Origin of the sequence: Cryobacterium sp. M23, from assembly GCF_002929655.1 — a bacterium.
GTDB lineage: Bacteria > Actinomycetota > Actinomycetes > Actinomycetales > Microbacteriaceae > Cryobacterium > Cryobacterium sandaracinum.
Genome location: NZ_PJJV01000080.1, coordinates 16,156 through 33,806, shown reverse-complemented (window position 1 = coordinate 33,806; position 17,651 = coordinate 16,156). Strand labels below are relative to the sequence as shown.

The following is a 17,651-nucleotide window of genomic DNA, read 5'->3' as shown; positions in this document are numbered from 1 at the left end:
GCCTTTGGTCGACTGAATTCCAAGGGGAGCACACAATGAGTGTTGGCAAGTCGGTTCGACTCTTTCTGGCCGAGGGAACACCTGGTGGGTTGTTGACGGCCGAGATCATGAACTGGACTGGCCACGTTGTTGCTGCTCCGCGCTCCGACCTCGCCGGCCTCCTCAAACGCCCGGAAACAAGTCGCACGGGCGTTTACATCCTGATCGGTGACGATCCTGACAGCCTCGGTGGTTCGCTGGCCTACATCGGCGAAGGCGATGACATCAGCAAACGGCTCTACATGCATGCTCGACCCGAAGCGCAAAACGGCAAGGATTTCTGGGACCGCGCAATAGTCCTCACCAGCAAAGACAGCAACCTCACTAAGGCTCACGCACGATACTTGGAAAGTCGTTTCATAACGCTCGCCCAGCAGGCCAACCGTGCGAAGCTGATCAACGCCACCGCGCCATTACCCCTGACCCTCCCTGAAGCGGATGTCTCCGACATGGAGTACTTCATCGCTCAGGCAAAGATCGTCCTCCCGGTGCTCGGTGTTAACATCTTCCGATCAGCGGCCACGATCGAAACACTCCCGAGTGCGGTCAACTCCCCGACAGTCTCCCGGCGCTCGCCAGTCTTCGAACTTCGACTCGTCAGGGAATCCTTGAAGGCAACCTCCGTGGAAGTTGACGGCGAGTTCACCGTCTTCACCGGCTCAGGGGCGCGGGTCGTGCGCAACCATTCCGATCACGGATACCTGCGCTTGCGGAGGAAGCTGGAGCAAGACGGCACGATCGTTCCGTCTGAGAACGGTTCGGCAATGCGCTTTGAACGCGATCAGGTTTTCGCGAGCCCGAGTGCCGCGGCCGCGGTTTGTCTCGGGCGAAGCAGCGCCAACGGTCGAACGGAATGGAGGGTAGTTGGAACCGGGATCAGTTATGGCAATTGGCAGAACCAGAGCGTCGAACGACCTGCCGGCCCCCTCGAGGCGTAACTAAACTAACGACGCCCCTGCAGGTCAGCGATCCCGCACCGTGGGACTCGAATCCAACTTCGCGAGCTGCCCCTGGCTGACGCTCGTCGACGCTAACACGAACGGCCAGAATGGGCTGTTCAAGGCGACGAGCTGCGACGTTCTATTGTCGCGGGTCGATACCGGAGCCGGTAGAGGCAGCAGTTGGGACAGGGGTCGCACTCCAATGGCATTCACGTCCGTCGGAAGCCTCGGGGCAGGAGTGCGTCCGCGATGGAAGCACCTAGGAAGCGCACGTGCGTGCGAGTCGAGCGGGCAAGCCTGCCCGATTGGGTAGAGTTCAATCAAGTCGCTGTGAAGCGGCGGGGGAAGTAGAGCATGGATTCGAGGGGGAATTCGGCAACATGGCACTACTGTCAAACGTATTGACGGGCACCAACCGGGCTGAGCTAGCCATCAAGGTATGCGCGCAGCGCGCGCGCGAGGGTCTCGCTGTCGTGCAACTCGCATTCCCAAACTGTCAAAACACTCCAACCCTGGGTTTCCAGATCGGTCTTGTTACGCGCATCGCGGGCCACGGTATTGGATCTCTTCGTCGCCCAGAAAACCATGTTGCTCGCAGGAGTCGACTGCCCCGAGCGGCACGAGTGGGAGTGCCAGAAACAGCCGTTGACGAACACAACCTTGTGGCGCTTTGTGAACACGATGTCTGGTTTCCCCGGAAGCCCTCTGACGTGCAGCCGGTACCGGTAGCCCAGCGCGTGCAGAAGTCGTCTGACAATCCATTCGGGTTTCGTGTCTACGGAACGAATACGCGACATGGTTCTGCTTCGCTGCGCGGGGCTCATGACGTCAGGCATGACACAAACGCTACGCCTGCCCGATTGACGTGTGGTAAAAGAGTCTCTTCCTCCGTTCATCCACTGGAATGTCAGCGCGGGTTAGGGCTGTTCTCGGTTGACGTCGACAGAACGCTATGAATGAGCTCGATGATTATCTAGGCCTCACCCGCCCGTCTGCGATCGAGCAGTGGGCTGCGATCCTGAACCGTGGCGACCTCAAGGTGGGCCGGAGGCAGGAGTCGTATGCCCCGGTCGAAACGCTTCTATCTTTTGGGCTGGCATTCGTGGTGAATCGAGCAAGCTATGGAACCGCAAATCTCAGCAAAGTGCCAGAGCCCCTCCCCACGATCGCCCATTTGTTCAAACGGTCAGTATCGAGCGTGCTCGCGAAGATGGGCAACCTTGACGGTTCGAGAACAAATGGCGCCCGCAACGAGATCGAACTCGCAAGCGTGCTCGGTCGCGACTTATCCTCGTACTTCCTTTTGTACGCGGTGATTATTAGCGCTGCTCGGTCAGTTGGCCTGGATTCGCAAGCACTTCCCGACTTTCTAGGGCTCGATTCGATGCAGGGCGTGTTGGGCGCGGACAAAGTGACAGAAGAGGAGCTGGCTACTCACGTTGAACCCCAAGCAGAGAGGTGGCGACGTGAGCGCCCTGAGATCGAGCTCGTCACCACACAAAGACTGCTGATGGGGTCTGCGCGGATCGGGCAGGCACGATTCGCACGGGCCGTGCTTGCCAATTGGAATCAACGGTGTGCATTTTGCGGCCTCACGCTCGCCGGCACGAGTCTGCCGCCTGGTCGGATGCTAATCGCGAGTCACATAAAACCCTGGCGCCATAGCTCCAACAGGGAGCGACTTGACCACCGCAATGGCCTAGCGCTCTGTCCAACTCACGATGCGGCTTTCGACACCTTCTTGATCTCGGTGCAGCCTGATATGACTCTGCGGCTTGCACCGGCGCTCGAAATAGCGATTCGTCGTGACCCTGTTGTTGCCCGAAACTTTGGAACGGGCGTTCTCACGGGGCAGCTCCAAATTGACGAGGGGGTAGTCGCTCCGCGCGAGTCCTATCTCGAATGGCATTTGCAGCGGCTTTTGGGGGAGCAACCGGTGGTTCGCGGTCGAAATCCCCTATCCGGGGCAGATAGCACGGCGAAGTTTAGGCGAAGCAGTTCTGCTCGTCTCAGCACTCAAGAAGGAAACCAACCATGAGCACAACGCGCAATTGGCAGAGTCCCACCCCCGCCCTTCTCGCCGAAGTGAACGAACATCGCTCAGCGGCGTTGGATGTATATCGGAGAAACCCGAACCTGATTCAGGAACACCTTAATCAGGAAGATAGCTATCGAACGGGCGGTTATGCCGAGCGTCAACTTTTCGAGCTTGTCCAGAATGCAGCGGACGCAAACGTCCGCGGGTCGAAACCAGGGCGCGTTGAGCTGCGATTGAGCGGAGGGAACCTGTACTGCGCGAACGAAGGCGAGGCGTTCACGAGCAGCGGTCTCCGAGCCGTCACCCACGCGTTTCTAAGTGGAAAGCGCGGCGACGAGATTGGGCGGTTCGGCCTGGGATTCAAGTCAGTTCTCAGCGTCACTGACAATGCTCAGATCCTGAGCCATACAGTTTCCCTCGAGTTCAATTCGCCCGATGCCCGAGCGGCGTTGAGCGCGCTTGCACCCGATCAAAAGCAACTGCCACAGCTCAGAGTTCCGACAGTCCTCGACCCAGAAACAGTCTTTGCTGACGATGCTGTGGCAGCCGAGCTCGCGACCTGGGCGACAACGATCATTCGCCTACCGAACGTCGATCATGCCGATCGCTTGAAGACGCAACTGGCAACATTCCAAACAGAATTCCTCCTCTTTGCCTCGGCCGTTTCCACACTGAGACTCGTCATCGACGAGGGCGGTGAAGATGACATGGATCTGGAGCACACTTGCGTCATCGTGGCCCCAGGCAGAGTCGAAATCAGCGCCCCAGATGGGTCGAAAACCGAGTGGCTAATCAATGAACGGATGCACGAGCCGTCCTCCCGTGCGCGCGCTGAAGTTGGGGAAGCGGTTGCCCGCAAAGCGGTAAAGATCACCTACGCAGCGCCACTGCAGTCGCTCAGGGCCCTGGGACAGTTTTGGGCGTACTTTCCGCTTCGGGACGAGACGACGGCACGTGGCTTGTTCAACGCACCATGGAGAGTCAACGACGACCGGACATCTCTCCTGCCGGGGCTCTACAACAAGGAAATTTACGAACAGTTCGCACAGATGTTTGTGGAAGTCCTCCCGCTTCTGTCTTCTCTCGACGACCCGGCCCGGCATTTCGACTACATGCCCGGCCGCGGCAAAGAAATCCGTAGTGATGGCGACCAATACTTCACCCAGAGAATCCCAGTGCTCGCAGCGGCGGCGGATCTAGTTCCAGACGCCACCGGCACTTTGTGCTCCGGGAGCGAGCTGAGGCTCTTATCGCTCGAATACGCGATGGAGCTCGGAGTGATGGAACTCTGGCAGACTGCGCCTGCCTCGCCAGATGAGTTCGCACATTTCAGGTGCTTCTCAACGGCGGATCGGCGAAAAAGACTAGAAAACCTTGTTCGCAATGATTCCCGCGCCGATCCGGAGTTTCGCCGGGAACTCGGTTTTGCTGAATGGCTGACCGTCCTCTCGCATGGTTTGGATTTCCAGAGCCTTCAGATCGCTCTGCGAATTCTGCATTTCCAGAAGGACCGCACCACGCGAGCCCTTGGCACAGAAGCACGCATCGTTCCATCGGCATCCGGCAAATTGTTCAAGGCCAATGCAACGTTTGAACTGTACCTGCGAGGCGAGAGCGTCGGTCGGATATCCGATCTCGAATTGGTCGACCCGCGCTTCCTGGCGCTTCCCAAGGTCGAAGAGATCCTGAAGGCGCTGGATTTCCACAACCTCACGCCATCACAGGAATTCCGGTCGTTGCTTCGGACCGTGAACGAAGACTGGAGTGACGCCCAGTGGGAAGAGCTGTGGAACGTCATGGACGACGTGCCAAACCCGGAAGCCCGACAGCTTCTCTCCATGCATCAACGCGATGACGGTTGTATGAAACTGCGCGCTCAGGACGGATCTTGGCGCGATTCACGCTCGTTGATGCTGGCAACTGGTACTAACTTCGCACCGGCCGATCCCCGGTTCCGCTTGGACACAACGTTTCACGGTGCAAATGTTGAGGTTTTGAAAGCGATGGGAGTCGTGTGCGGCGTCGACGCCCGGTTCCCGATACGCTACGAGCCGCTGTATCAGGAGTATCGAGCCTGGGCCAACGAGAAGTATCAACAGCGTCTCTCGAGAGACTTCAGTGCGACGACCGGGGAAGCCACGTTCGTTGAAGAGGAGGGTCCCGGTCCAATTCAGCTCCTGCAGCGCCTCCACGCCGATGGCGACACCGAAGCGCAGGCAGATTGGTCTGCCGCGCTCCTTCGAGCTGACGCGGATCGAACATGGTCAATGATGCGAGTGGGGGATGCTCGCGCGACCCCAATGGACTTCATCGCACCGCATTTATGGGCGATCAAGAAATACGGGCTTGTCGCTACGACCTGGGGCCCCATCGAAGCAAGGTTCGCGCTGGACCCAGCTCTCATTCAGTACCGTGACTACCTACCCGTTGCTCAGACTGGGCAGGCAACCAAATTGGGGCTCGCAAAGGACCTGAAAGATGTCCCGCCGCCGGTCTGGGAAAAATTCCTTGAGACAGTGCCACAAACGGTCAACCCGCAGAACTTGGGCACGCTGGTTCTCGCTGCAGCCCGCAGGCTTCCTCCATCGTTCCCTATAGGACGCGTGCCTGCGATTGTCGGTGCCGGCGTTTCCCTCGTTGACGCCGCGGACGTGCAGGTCGCGACGACGGGGCAGGAAATTTCATTCTTGCTCGCAAAAGCCACTCCCTTTCTGCATATCGCCGAAGAAGACGCTGCGGAGTACCTCGTCGAGCGTTTGGGCGCGCTGCGGGCCAGTGAGCAGGTGGCCTTCAGCGTCGTGACCGAGGGTGTCTCTGAAGCGGCACTCCTTTGGGACCGCTACAGAGGGTTCAAGCGTCTTCCCGGCGGTGTGCTCAGGGACGTTCAACTCGTCGCCTGTGATCGAATTGCGAAGCGCGTGACGGCGGCTGGAGGTGTCGAGGACGAGCCAATCATGCATTATCGCCAGGGATCGACGATCTATTACCAGCGAGATGTGCTTGCCGATGACCTGATGGTATCGATCAATCGAGAATTCACTCTCGGACTGAGCGTGCCTGAGCTTTCCAACCTGCTCAACGTCTCTATCGAGCTCGACATGAAGCTTCTAATGGAGCAGTGCCAGCTTGAAGACGACGAAGTCCACAGACTCTTGATGCTCTTCACCTCGGGTGAGCTCGAAGCGGTCTTGCCTGTTGGACTCTTGAAATCCGTTCGCAAGCTCGGTGCGTCGACCCGACCTCTGGACGTTTCCCGGCTCTTCCTGAACGTCTATGGATTTGATTCTCTGAATGTCTTGAAAAACGAGTTCATTCGCAAGGGGTTCCCCTGCCCGGATCGCTGGGCTGGATCCCTCGATGCGCTCAAATTTGTCAGAGATCTTGGATTCAAACCCGCTTACGCTCAGGAGAAGGGGGCCCCCCTCGCTGCGTCGGTCCAGGTGCTGGGTCGACCGGGATTGCCAGCGCTTCACGGGTATCAAGTCGAACTTGCGAACCAGATTCGAGAGGTGCTCCGGGCCAAAGGCGGAGTCGAAACGAAAGCGATGCTCTTTCTGCCAACTGGAGCGGGGAAAACCCGTGTCACCGTTGAGGCGGTCGTACAGGCCTTCCTTGAGGATGGCCTCGTCGGACCCGTACTTTGGATTGCCCAATCGGAAGAGTTGTGCGAGCAGGCTGTTCAGACATGGAGTGCAGTGTGGCGGGAGCTCGCGGATACCCGAACCCTGACGATCGGCCGGCTCTGGGGCTCGAATACTGTGAGCGATTTCGAAAGTGACTTGAGCATCATTGTCGCGACTGACGCGAAGCTAGAGAAGCTCGTCGATAAGTTTGAGTACAAGTGGTTGGCAGACGCAACCGCTGTCATCGTGGACGAGGCTCACGTGGCAGGTGACTCTTCGCGTTACACGCGAATCTTCCGTTGGCTCGGTGTGGATGGGCGATCAGCGGACAAACCGCTCCTGGGTTTGAGCGCCACGACGTTCAAGAATCGAAGCGAGGGTCGAACAAAAAGCTTGGTTGCGCGTTTCGGGCACAAGCGGTTGAACGTCCTTGGGGACGATCCGTACGGAACGCTTCAGGGGATGGGAGTGTTGGCCCGGGTTCGCTACGACGAACTGCAAGGCGCGGAAGTCAGACTGAGCCCGCAAGAGTTGGAAGATGCGGCGAGCTGGTCCCGACTCTCTCCAACGGTTATGGATCGCGTGGGTAATGATGAAGACCGAGCTATTCGAATTGTTGAACACATTAAGGAACTCGACCCGAAGTGGCCGGTCCTTGTGTTCACCTCGTCCGTGTTCTCAGCACAGGTACTTGCCGCGCTTTTGCAGGCGCAAGGGATCTCCGCAGCGTCAGTGAGCGGGAAGACGCGTCGGCAGGAGCGACGTCGAGTAATTCAGGAATTCAAGGACGGCAAGATTCGGGTGCTGGCCAACTGCGACGTGCTCACGCAGGGCTTCGACGCCCCCGGTGTGCGCGCCCTGTACATCGCCCGGCCAACGCTGAGCCCAAATGCGTATATCCAGATGGTCGGCAGAGGGCTACGCGGGCCCCTTAACGGCGGCGAGGCCGAGTGCCTCATTGTGAACCTCAAGGACACTTTCTCAAACTTCTCTGGAAACCTTGATTTCACAGAGTTTGATGGCCTCTGGGAGAGCACCGAGGCAGCGACGAAATGAGAATGCTGCCGCCCGAGAGTTCCTTCACAGACGTCAAGAGCAAGGCCGAGATCCGCGTCGCTAACTTGATATCGCAGATTGCCTATGAGGAGCCTGCGGCCTGCTTCTACTCCGTCCACCTCACTGAACACGAATACAAGCGGATGTCCGAGGTCGACTTTGTCGTCGTTTGGGATGACTGCGTCCTCGCCATAGAGGTGAAGGGTGGGCGCGTTGCGCGCAGCGGCGGGTCCTGGAGCTTCACCAATCGACATGGAGAACAGAATTTTAAGGCTGAGGGACCGTTTGATCAAGCTCGGTCGGGGATGTTCGCGCTCAAGGAGCGTCTCGAGAAGGCGGATCGTGCTCTGGACGTGTCGTTCGCGTTCCTCGTCATTACACCCGATCAGGCCTTACCTGCGGATGCTGAATGGGACCCGTGGGAACATGCCGGGCCAATGTCGATGACCATAAACGGTTTGAAGAAGGTGCTCGATAGTGCTCGATCACACGCGCGCAGAGCCAACACTCGAGTACCTCGGGGGAAGGCATATAGCCAGTTGAACCAGATTCTTCGCCCGGACTTCGATCGTGTGCCGCGGTTGAGCATCCAGGCGGAGGCTCTCGAGCGGGAATATGTAGCGCTCGTGGAAGCCCAGTACACGGTGCTGCTAGCGGCAGAGGATAACGAGCGAATTCTCTGTGAGGGAGGGGCGGGAACCGGCAAGACGCTTCTTGCTGCAGAAACAGCGCGACGTGCATCTGCGGCTGGTAAAGACGTGCTCTTTGTTTGCCGGTCAAGGGCTGTCGTCGATTACGTCGCCGCCCTTTTATCTGAAACTGCGGTTAGATGTGTCGCATTCTCGGAGCTTCCGACTCAGAGAATTTGTGAGGTGCTCGTCGTGGACGAGGCGCAGGACATCATGAACGAGTTGGACATATTGCTTCTCGATGCGGCTGTCGTGGGTGGAATTGGCGGTGGACAGTGGCGTCTCTTCTGCGACACGAATAACCAAGCACACATCGATGGTCGTTTTTCGGAGGCAACCCACAATGAGATTCGAAGTCTGGCGAGTCGCAGTCGGTTGGCACTGAACTGCCGCAATACCGCACCTGTGATTATCCAGACTCAGATGCTGACCGGCGCGGATCTTGGCACTCCAAGAGTCGGTGCTGGACCGAAAGTTGTATCGCTCGCGGTCGGGAACGACTTAATTGCGGGAGCTGCCCTCGACGCGAGATTGGCGATGCTCGTTGACGACGGCGTCGATTTGGAGGATGTGGCGATCGTGTCGTTGCGGCCCAATGGTGTAGCGAGCGCCGCCGTGAGCAGCGCGGCATATCGCCGGAAACAAATTGTCCTTTCCGCCGAAGGCCGTCGCAATGGCTCAGCGACGCTCTACCGCCCGGAAGAAATTAAGGGCCTGGAGGCACCACACGTGTGCGTGGTCGACGTGGACGACCTGGATGCCGAAGCGGCCCTGTCGAAACTCTATGTCGCCATGACCCGTCCTCGTGTGAGCCTTTGGGTCGCATATTCAGATCTCGCGTGGAAGCAACTCCACACCCGCGGGCCAGCCCTCGCCGGGAAAGGAATCTAGACCTGTGGATGCCAAGACAGCACGCCGACAACAGTACGTCGACTACCTGAGGTCTCAGTACCTAGGCCCATCCGGCGGGAACGAAGAGCTACTCGCAAGCAGACCCGACAAGACGTACCTCGTCGGCACGCTCTTTCCCCGCGGTAGGGCTGCAACGGATCCGGACGCACAGGTGAATGACGGCGATGTCGGGAGCGAAGACGGCGATGAAGCGATTGAGGCTGCCAACGACTGGCACCCGTCCTCCGCCGCGTTGTCGTTCATCCATGACGGAGATTCTCTTGATTGCAAGGCCGCGTTCGCAATTTATGCAAAGGAAGACAATGAGGGCCCTGGATCAAGCTGGCGAAGGTCTCCGGTCTCTTTGCCGGCTTTTTCGCTGAGCCCCAGTGAGACCTACTTTGTCCCGGAGGTGCCAGGTGCTCGCGTGCGCGTTACCTCAAGGTGGAGGCGCGTCCTCGACCAGTGGATGGTCACGGTTGCGATTGAGAATCTCATTGAGCGCAGCGACCCTGAGGACAAGATCGAAACTCAGGACTGCATCTTTCAAACTCAGCTGTCGTGCGTGCCGATCGGCGGCGAGGTCTTGCCGTACCGCACCACGGCTTCGGTCAATATGGACCCCGAGGAATGTGAGTTGGCACTCCGGTATCGGGATGCGCGTGTGTACGCGGTTGGGCACGGAACCTCCGCAGCCTGGGACGCTCAGGATGGATCCGTGCGCTCGGTAGCGATCGATTTTCTGCCAACAGTGACTGTGCCCGCTATTGCAGCTGTGGCCGGCGCCAGCGGAGGGAACACGCTGCGACTGTCCTTCCTGAGTGATGCATCCGTGCCGCCAGAAACACTCGCTGAACACCTCAACGAGTTCGTTACTGACTATGAGAGATGGGTGGATGTACGGGAGGAAGAATCGCATGGCCTTCCAGCTGCGCATTCAGAGGCATCTGTGCGTCTCATCGAGCGAATGCGTCGGGCAGTTCGTCGCATGCGCGGCAGCATCACGGTTCTAAAGGCCGACCCAATCGTCTTGCGGTCATTTCGGTTGGCGATGGTCGCAATGCGGGAACAGATGCTGCAATCCGGTCACGCTCGCATGAATCCAGGAAAGCGCGGCCGTCCGCTCATCGCTCGACCCGCTGGTCTCAAGGAACCCGAATGGTTCCCATTCCAATTGGGCTTCCTGCTCGTCTCCTTGGAATCGACCGCCTATGAGGGCCATGAAGATCGCTCAGTCGTGGACCTGATTTGGTTCCCGACCGGTGGCGGCAAGACGGAAGCTTACCTGGCGCTCGCTGCATTCGAAATGGTGCGGCGTCGGCTAACTCGAGGTGTTGATGGTGGCGGTACGGCGGTGATCACCAGATACACCCTGCGGCTACTCACCACTCAGCAGTTTCAACGGGCGGCAACACTCATCTGTGCGCTTGAGCGCCTGCAGGAGCAGGATCAGGAGCTTAAGCGGTTGCCCGCCTTCACGATCGGCTTGTGGCTGGGTGACGCAACCACCCCGAACAAGCTCATCGACGCGCTCAGCCGGCTTGATGAGACCTATAAGGCTCTCAAGCCAGAGAATCCCTTCCAGTTGGAGGCCTGCCCATGGTGTGGCACCAGTATCATTCCCGACACGCGCGTTGACGACCGGAGTGCGTACGGCGCGAATGCCACTAAGAACGATTTCTATCTGTACTGCCCACACAAAGAATGCGCCTTCTCGACCCGCTTGCCAATCGACGTCGTTGACGAGCAGATGTATCGGACTCCTCCGACGATGCTCATGGGCACCGTAGATAAGTTCGCACGCCTACCGCTTTCTGAAGCGGCAGGCTCGTTGCTTGGGCGGGGATCATCCCCGTTTGATGCGCCGTCGCTCGTCATTCAGGATGAGTTGCACCTTCTTTCGGGCCCGTTGGGGACGACTGTCGCTGTTTATGAGGCTGCAATCCAGAGTGTGCTGAGTTGGGGCGGGTCGCGGCCAAAGATCGTTGCCTCCACGGCGACAATCCGAGCGGCGTCGGAACAGGTCAAGGGCTTGTTTGCGGCTGAGGTCGAGTTGCACCCGGCGAGTGGTATTTCGGCTGAGGATAGCTTCTTTGCCAGGGTCGATCGAGATGCTCCGGGGCGACTTTACATTGGACTGATGCCCCAAGCGTTTACGCAGTCGTCATCGGTTGTTCGCAGTCTGACCGGACTATTGGAAGCACCTCTCTCGCTTCCGGATGCAACGGACGAGGACCTTGACGCATACTGGACCGTCGTGGCTTATCACAACAGCCTCAGAGAGCTTGGTCGGACTGTCACCATTGCTCGGGACGACGTTGAGAGCCTGCTGCGTACACGCGGAGTTGGCGGCGTGAAAGTTCGAAGCATTCGCGGGGACGGCGTGGAGGAACTCACAAGCCATGTTCAGGCAGACCAGCTTCCAAAAATACTTGCACGGCTCGAACGCCGATACGCGTCTGGCGACGCCGTCGATGTGGCTGCAACGACGAACATGCTCTCGGTCGGGATCGACGTTAGCCGGCTCGGCGTCATGTTGATGAACGGCCAGCCCAAAACGACGTCCGAGTACATCCAGGCAACTAGTCGAGTTGGACGAGGGCGTGACGTCCCCGGGATCGTGGTCACCCTCTTCCGTGCTACGAAGCCGCGGGATAGGTCCCACTACGAGACCTTTCGGGGTTACCACGAGGCGCTCTATCGCTATGTCGAGCCAACGAGTGTGACGCCCTGGTCGGTTCAGTCCCGGCATCGAGCACTGGCTGCCGCTCTTGTGTTGCTTGTGCGTCACGGTGCTGGACTGCGGACGAATACTGCGTGTGGCGACTTCGACGCGTCCAGCGTGCAAGTGCGCCATGCCATCACAGCGCTGAAGACCCTGATCAAGCATGTTGATCCGGATGAAGCAGACGATGCATTCGAGCAGCTCGACGCCCTCATCACCCACTGGGCGGCGAGGGTGGCAGACGCGGCTGCAGAAGGCGAAACGCTCCAATACGAAGCTAAGAAGGGGACATCCTTGCTCAAGAACTTTGGTGACGCGGGAGAAGCCTGGCCCGTCATGAACTCAATGCGGTCAGTTGACCGCGCCGTGCGTGTAATCGTGCGCGGCGAGAAGGCACCCGCATGACTCAGGTCGGGTTGAGGACCCTGCGCCTCAGCGAGACAATTGCACCATTCGGGGTAGGGGCAATTGTCGATATTGCGGGCGACTCTCTTATGGCGACAGACATTAGCTGGTGGCCCAAAAGCTCACCTCGTTTGTCTTGCAATCGTCTTGAGCGGGAGCTGCACGGAAGAACACTCAAATCTCCGCCCAGCGTGCCGTCCTACCCCTCCAAGAAGACACCCGGGCTTACGTTTCAGCGCTTCCCCTCATGGCTGTTCTGCCAGAACTGCCGGGCGCTCCGTCAACTGAATTCGAGCGAGGAGACAGGGAAATCCCCGCGATGCGCGAAATGCGCTGGTCCGCGGGTTCCCATGCGCTTTATCGCACTCTGCGACAAGGGCAGTCATGTTCAGGATATTTCCTGGAGATGGTGGGCCCACCGTGCCGCAACGGTTCTAGCGCAGCAGAAGTGCGTCGACGGTGAAAACTTGTTTTTTCGGACGTCCGAGAGCGGTAATGAAGGACTCTCCGGTCTGAGCGTTCAATGCAAATCCTGCGGTGTTCGACGCAACTTTGGAGAGTTGTCTGCGAAGGGTGCATTGAAAGGCGATGGCGTCAAGTGCAGCGGCAAACAGCCGTGGCAGTCAAAGCTTGAAGCCGTTGACTGCGATGCAACTGTTCAGGTCGTTCAGCGAGGGGCAACCAACGTACATATGGCGGACGTCATCTCAGCCATAGACATCCCAGAGGCCCAGCCTCTGAGCCTTGTCCACGCCGAGAAAATCCGAAACCATGGCTCGTTCGGTGCGCTGAGCTCCGACCCTGACGGCCCGATTTCGGACTATCTGAGAGAACTGATCGCAAGGGAGCTTGGGCTAACGGCGGAAACTGTCCAGGCGGTTGCACTGTCTAATGACTCGATTACGGACGGAAACCTTGCCGCGGCCAGGTCTGGCCTTCTCGACGGAGAATGGGCAGCATTTCAGACGCCCTTGACGGAAGGATCCGCGGCCAGCCCCGACTTCATAATTGAGAAAGCAGATTTTGTTCGTCGTACAGACGCGCCAGTTCTCCACAACCTCGGAGCCCTAATTTCCTCCGTTGTGCTCGTGCGGCGATTGCGGGAGGTTCGGGCTATGACCGGATTCCGGCGATATTCGCCCGACTCGAGCGTCATACCGGTCAGCTTCGCGCCGAAGGGGGCGGAGCAGTGGTACCCAGCGATGGAATCGTTTGGAGAAGGGATCTTCTTCTCGCTGACCGAGGCCGCAGTTTCGGAGTGGGAATCTGCGCAGCCAGTCCAGGAACGCACAGCCGCCCTCGAGCGCCGGAGGCTGGATTCACACATTGCGTCTCGGCACGGTGAGGTTACGCCAAGATCGGTCATGCTTCACACGCTTGCGCACCTCATCATGCGTCGGCTGGCCTTCAACAGCGGCTACGCGTCGGCGGCTCTGCGGGAAAGGGTCTATTCGAGTGTTGAAGGTGCGGATCGCCAGGCCGGGATTCTTATCTACACGGCATCCGGTGACAGTGAAGGCACATTGGGAGGGCTTGTGCGTCAGGGGGAACCCCCGCGCCTAGCCCGCATGCTGTTGGCGGCAATTGAGGACAGCGATTGGTGCTCCAACGATCCGGTCTGCCGCGAGAGTAAAGGGCAGGGCATGAATGCTCTCAACCTGGCTGCATGCCACGGTTGCGCCCTTGCTCCTGAGACATCGTGCGAGTCCTCGAACCTGTTCCTGGACCGCAGTCTCGTCGTAGGCGAGGACGGAGCGGGGAACGGATTCTTCGATTCGGTATTGGCCGCGGGGCGATCGGCGAGCTAAGGAGACCCGAGCTTCACGGTGCGAGCGCACCTCGTTCCTGAGACCTCAACAGGTAGTCGCTTTCTGCCGGAGGAATCTTCTCAGAGACGTGCCTCAAGGGTGCGCGCAATCGCCGCGCCCAGAGGTATTGGGACTGCATTGCCAATTTGCCGAGCAATCGCAGTCTTCGACCCAACGAATTTATGCCCAGGCGGGAAGCCCTGAAGGACGGCTGCCTCGTAGTGAGTGATCGCACGCCTGGCCGTTGGGTGTAGGTATCGGCCCTTCTCAGGTTTGAAAAACTCCGTCCGAATGGTCACTGACGGCTTGTCCCAGTGCAACCGCCCCATTACGTCGCCCGAACCGGTCGTGTGTTTTTTCCAGCATGGCGACTTGAGATCTTCAGGGAGATCAAACCTGTTGCCGCCTGGAGGTATCGCATCGAACCGATCGAGAGAGAGCTGCCTGTAATTCCGACCAAAATGGAGCTCACTCGCGATGAAAGCGCCGCTCAATGTCTCGCCGTCGAAACGGATCTTACGACTCTTAGGAAGGTCGAACACAGGGGCGCCGAAGTCGATGCCCTCAAACGCCTTGCGAACCGTTCGGTGATTGCCGGCGTGCGTAGTTCGGGGGAGACCGGAGGGCTCAACGTCGTTACGGTAACCGATCAGCACCGCCCGCTTCCGGGCTTGAAAGGCGCCAAAGTCGGCCGCGTTGAGCACGTCATCCTCGAACGTGTAATTCTCGAGGAGGCCCCCTCTCTTGGTCGCATCTACGAAGTCTTGGTACTGGTGGGACTTTCGAAATGCTGCAACGTTTTCGACCACGAAGTACTTCGGCATGGCGCGAATAATGGTCTCTGCGTACTGCTCCCAAAGAGAATTGCGCGTGTCCTCTATGTCCTGCTTGCCAAGAGTGGAGAACCCCTGGCAGGGGGGTCCGCCAATGATGACGTCAACCTGCGGAACTGTCTCGTTCGCTAGCCAATCTTGAATCGAACCCGGGTAGACGATGCCCTTGCCGAATGTCGCCTCGTAAGAAGCCGCTGCGGCACGATCCATTTCAACCGCCCGAACGGTCGTGAAGCGTGAAGACGCCGAGTGAAAGCCGGCCGTTAGCCCGCCCGCCCCTGCAAATAGGTCTAGGACTTTGATCTCGCGTGCACTCATACTTTTTCGATCTTAGCGGTCCACTGTAAGGCCGCCCGCCGCGCGCGCCGCAGCCTCAGTTTGACCCTCGCTTGGGCTAATCTCCAGCTAATCTCTCGGGCCATGGGACGGAGCGACTCGCGACTGACTGGCCTTGCTGTTACTTGAGCAAACGCTGAATCAGCCCAGCTCGTCACGACCGTGGGTTGCAAACAGAACACCCGATCAAGTAGCGCTGGATCGATGAATCGAGGCTTTCGCGGCAGGACGGCAAAGAAATCACCTCCCCTTTGTGGCGCTTGGAATTCTCCGTCTTTCCTGAGCCAAGGAGATCCGATTCCCGAGGGGCGGTCCAGCCCAACCACTGCAGCGCGGAACCGCGGCAAAGGGCTGCGCGATGCGCATTTGTCTCGCGCGCGCCTGCGGAAACCATGAAGTCGTCTCGAGCGCCCTCGTCAGGGTGGCGAAGGCGCATAAGGGAAACATTTTACCCCCGCCAGCGTTGCCCCTGACATGAAGTCAATTGTCTACAGCCAGACCGGTGACCCGTCCGTGCTTCAGCTCGTCGATCGGCCGGTGAGCGAACCCGGAGCCGACGAGGTGCGGGTGCGGATCGTGGTCAGCGGCGTGAACCCCACCGACTGGAAGTCACGCCGCGGGTCGGCACCGGGCCAGGCACTGGCGTTCGACGACGTCGTGCCCGGGCAAGATGGTGCCGGCATCGTGGAAGCGGTCGGCGCCGGGGTGCAGCACGTCAGCGTGGGCGACCGGGTGTGGCTGGCGCTCGCCGCGTACCAGCGCGCGAACAGCGGCACGGCCCAGGAGTACGCCGTGCTTCCCGCAGAGCGCGTCTTCCTTTCTGCCGGTGAACGCGAGTTTCGATCAGGGCGCGAGCCTTGGAGTGCCGGCGATCACGGCGTATCGCGCGCTGACGGTGGCCGAAGACGGTCCGCGGCGGCTGCACCCGGGTGCCCTCGCCGGGAAGGTGGTGCTCGTGGCTGGCGGAGCTGGTGCGGTCGGGCACGCGGCGATCCAGCTGGCCCGATGGGCTGGGGCATCCGTTGTCACGACCGTGAGCGGTCCGGCGAAGGCGGCGCTGGCCACGGCCGCCGGCGCGCAGCATGTGCTTACCTACACCGACCCGGACGTCATCGCCCAGATCCGGGCGATCGCACCGGAGGGGGTGGACCTGATCGTGGAGGTCGCACCGGCTCAAAATGCGCGGCTCGACCTGGCCGTCATCCGTAATCGTGGGTTGATTGCGGTCTATGCCAACAACGGCGGCAACCAGGTGACGCTCGACGTGCGCGAGCACTTCAGCCTCAATGTGCGTTACCAGTTCGTGCTGCTCTACACGGTGGGGGCCGACGTGATTCGGGCGGCGGCCGAGGACATCACCGCCGCCCTCGTCGACGGCGCGCTGACTGTGGGGGAGGAGTCGGGGCTGCCCCTGCACCGCACCGATCTTGCGCACACGGCGGATGCCCATGCTCTGGTCGAGAGCGGGGTTGTCGGGAAAGTGCTAATCGACGTCTCGGTGGGTCAGTAGGAACATTCGCGCTGGGCTCGCACACGGTGCAATGTGCGAGCCCAGCCGACGGTTAGTAGCTGCCGGCAGGTTCGGTCGAAGACGCGCCGGAGAGCAGCGCGGCGCTGCCGGAGACGCCGAGGCGGGTTGCGCCGGCTTCGATCATGGCCAGGGCATCGTCGAAGCTGCGCACACCGCCCGAGGCCTTCACCTGGGCACGGTCGCCGACGGTCTGCTTCATCAGGCGCACCGCGTGCACGGTCGCTCCGCCGGCGGGGTGGAAGCCGGTGGAGGTCTTGACGAAGTCTGCTCCCGCGGCGACGGATGCCTGGCAGGCGCCGACGATCTCGGCGTCCGTCAGCGCAGCGGATTCGATGATCACCTTGAGCACCGTCGGTGCCGGGACGCTGGCCCGCACGGCCGCAATGTCGGCCTGCACCTCGGCGAACCGACCGGCCTTGACGGCACCGATGTCGATGACCATGTCGACCTCGTCGGCTCCTTGCTCGATGGCGAGGGCGGCCTCGGCGGCCTTGATGGCGCTGTGGTGCTTGCCGCTGGGGAAGCCGCACACGACCGCGATCTTGAGGTCGGCACCGGCGGGGATGCGAAGCGGCAGCATCGACGGGGAGACGCAGATCGAGTAGGTGCCGAGCTCAATGGCCTCGGCGATGAGTGCGGTCACGTCTGCTGCGGTGGCCTCGGGCTTCAGGAGGGTGTGGTCGATGTGCTGGGCGACCATGGCGGCGCTGAGGGGGACGGTGGGGGTCGAAATCAT

At 59.9% G+C, this 17,651-nt stretch carries 9 protein-coding genes and 1 pseudogene; 7 read left to right on the top strand and 3 right to left on the bottom strand.

The features are described 5' to 3' along the window. The first annotated feature begins 35 nt into the window (after positions 1-35). A complete protein-coding gene (locus tag CXY82_RS14015) occupies positions 36-977 on the top strand; it encodes a GIY-YIG nuclease family protein (protein WP_104171465.1) in 942 nt (313 codons plus the stop codon). A gap of 428 nt (positions 978-1,405) precedes the next feature. On the opposite strand, the gene CXY82_RS14010 is transcribed toward CXY82_RS14015, so the two are convergent. Next, the gene (locus CXY82_RS14010; protein ID WP_104171464.1) at positions 1,406-1,816 is read right to left on the bottom strand and encodes a very short patch repair endonuclease; all 411 of its coding nucleotides are present in this window, start codon (positions 1,814-1,816) and stop codon (positions 1,406-1,408) included. 116 nt (positions 1,817-1,932) lie between these two features. Here CXY82_RS14010 and CXY82_RS14005 point away from each other — a divergent pair, with 116 nt between their 5' ends. The 5 genes from CXY82_RS14005 to drmB all read left to right on the top strand — a co-directional run bounded on the left by CXY82_RS14005 (position 1,933) and on the right by drmB (position 14,215). After that, a complete protein-coding gene (locus tag CXY82_RS14005) occupies positions 1,933-3,018 on the top strand; it encodes an HNH endonuclease (protein ID WP_104171463.1) in 1,086 nt (361 codons plus the stop codon). Beyond that, complete coding sequence (locus CXY82_RS14000; protein WP_104171462.1) at positions 3,015-7,697, top strand: DEAD/DEAH box helicase; 4,683 nt, start codon at positions 3,015-3,017, stop codon at positions 7,695-7,697. The genes CXY82_RS14005 and CXY82_RS14000 overlap by 4 nt, the downstream gene beginning before the upstream one ends. A gap of 2 nt (positions 7,698-7,699) precedes the next feature. Beyond that, positions 7,700-9,277 carry an NERD domain-containing protein gene (locus CXY82_RS13995; protein WP_158252198.1) on the top strand — a complete coding sequence of 526 codons (1,578 nt, stop codon included), beginning with the start codon at positions 7,700-7,702 and terminating at the stop codon, positions 9,275-9,277. A gap of 172 nt (positions 9,278-9,449) precedes the next feature. Continuing rightward, positions 9,450-12,407: a helicase-related protein gene (locus CXY82_RS13990; RefSeq protein WP_146069140.1), complete on the top strand. Its 2,958-nt coding sequence runs from the start codon at positions 9,450-9,452 to the stop codon at positions 12,405-12,407. Beyond that, positions 12,404-14,215, top strand: a complete 1,812-nt coding sequence (drmB, locus tag CXY82_RS13985; protein ID WP_104171459.1) for a DUF1998 domain-containing protein — start codon at positions 12,404-12,406, stop codon at positions 14,213-14,215. Before CXY82_RS13990 ends, drmB begins: the two co-directional genes overlap by 4 nt. 80 nt (positions 14,216-14,295) lie before the next feature. On the opposite strand, the gene CXY82_RS13980 is transcribed toward drmB, so the two are convergent. Then, the gene (locus tag CXY82_RS13980; RefSeq protein ID WP_104171458.1) at positions 14,296-15,366 is read right to left on the bottom strand and encodes a DNA cytosine methyltransferase; all 1,071 of its coding nucleotides are present in this window, start codon (positions 15,364-15,366) and stop codon (positions 14,296-14,298) included. Positions 15,367-15,858: 492 nt separating this feature from the next. Here CXY82_RS13980 and CXY82_RS13975 point away from each other — a divergent pair. After that, positions 15,859-16,894, top strand: a pseudogene (locus tag CXY82_RS13975) (NADPH:quinone reductase). Between the two features lie 52 nt (positions 16,895-16,946). On the opposite strand, the gene deoC reads toward CXY82_RS13975, so the two are convergent. Next, entirely contained in the window at positions 16,947-17,651 is a 705-nt protein-coding gene (deoC, locus tag CXY82_RS13970) for a deoxyribose-phosphate aldolase (RefSeq protein WP_104171457.1), read from the bottom strand.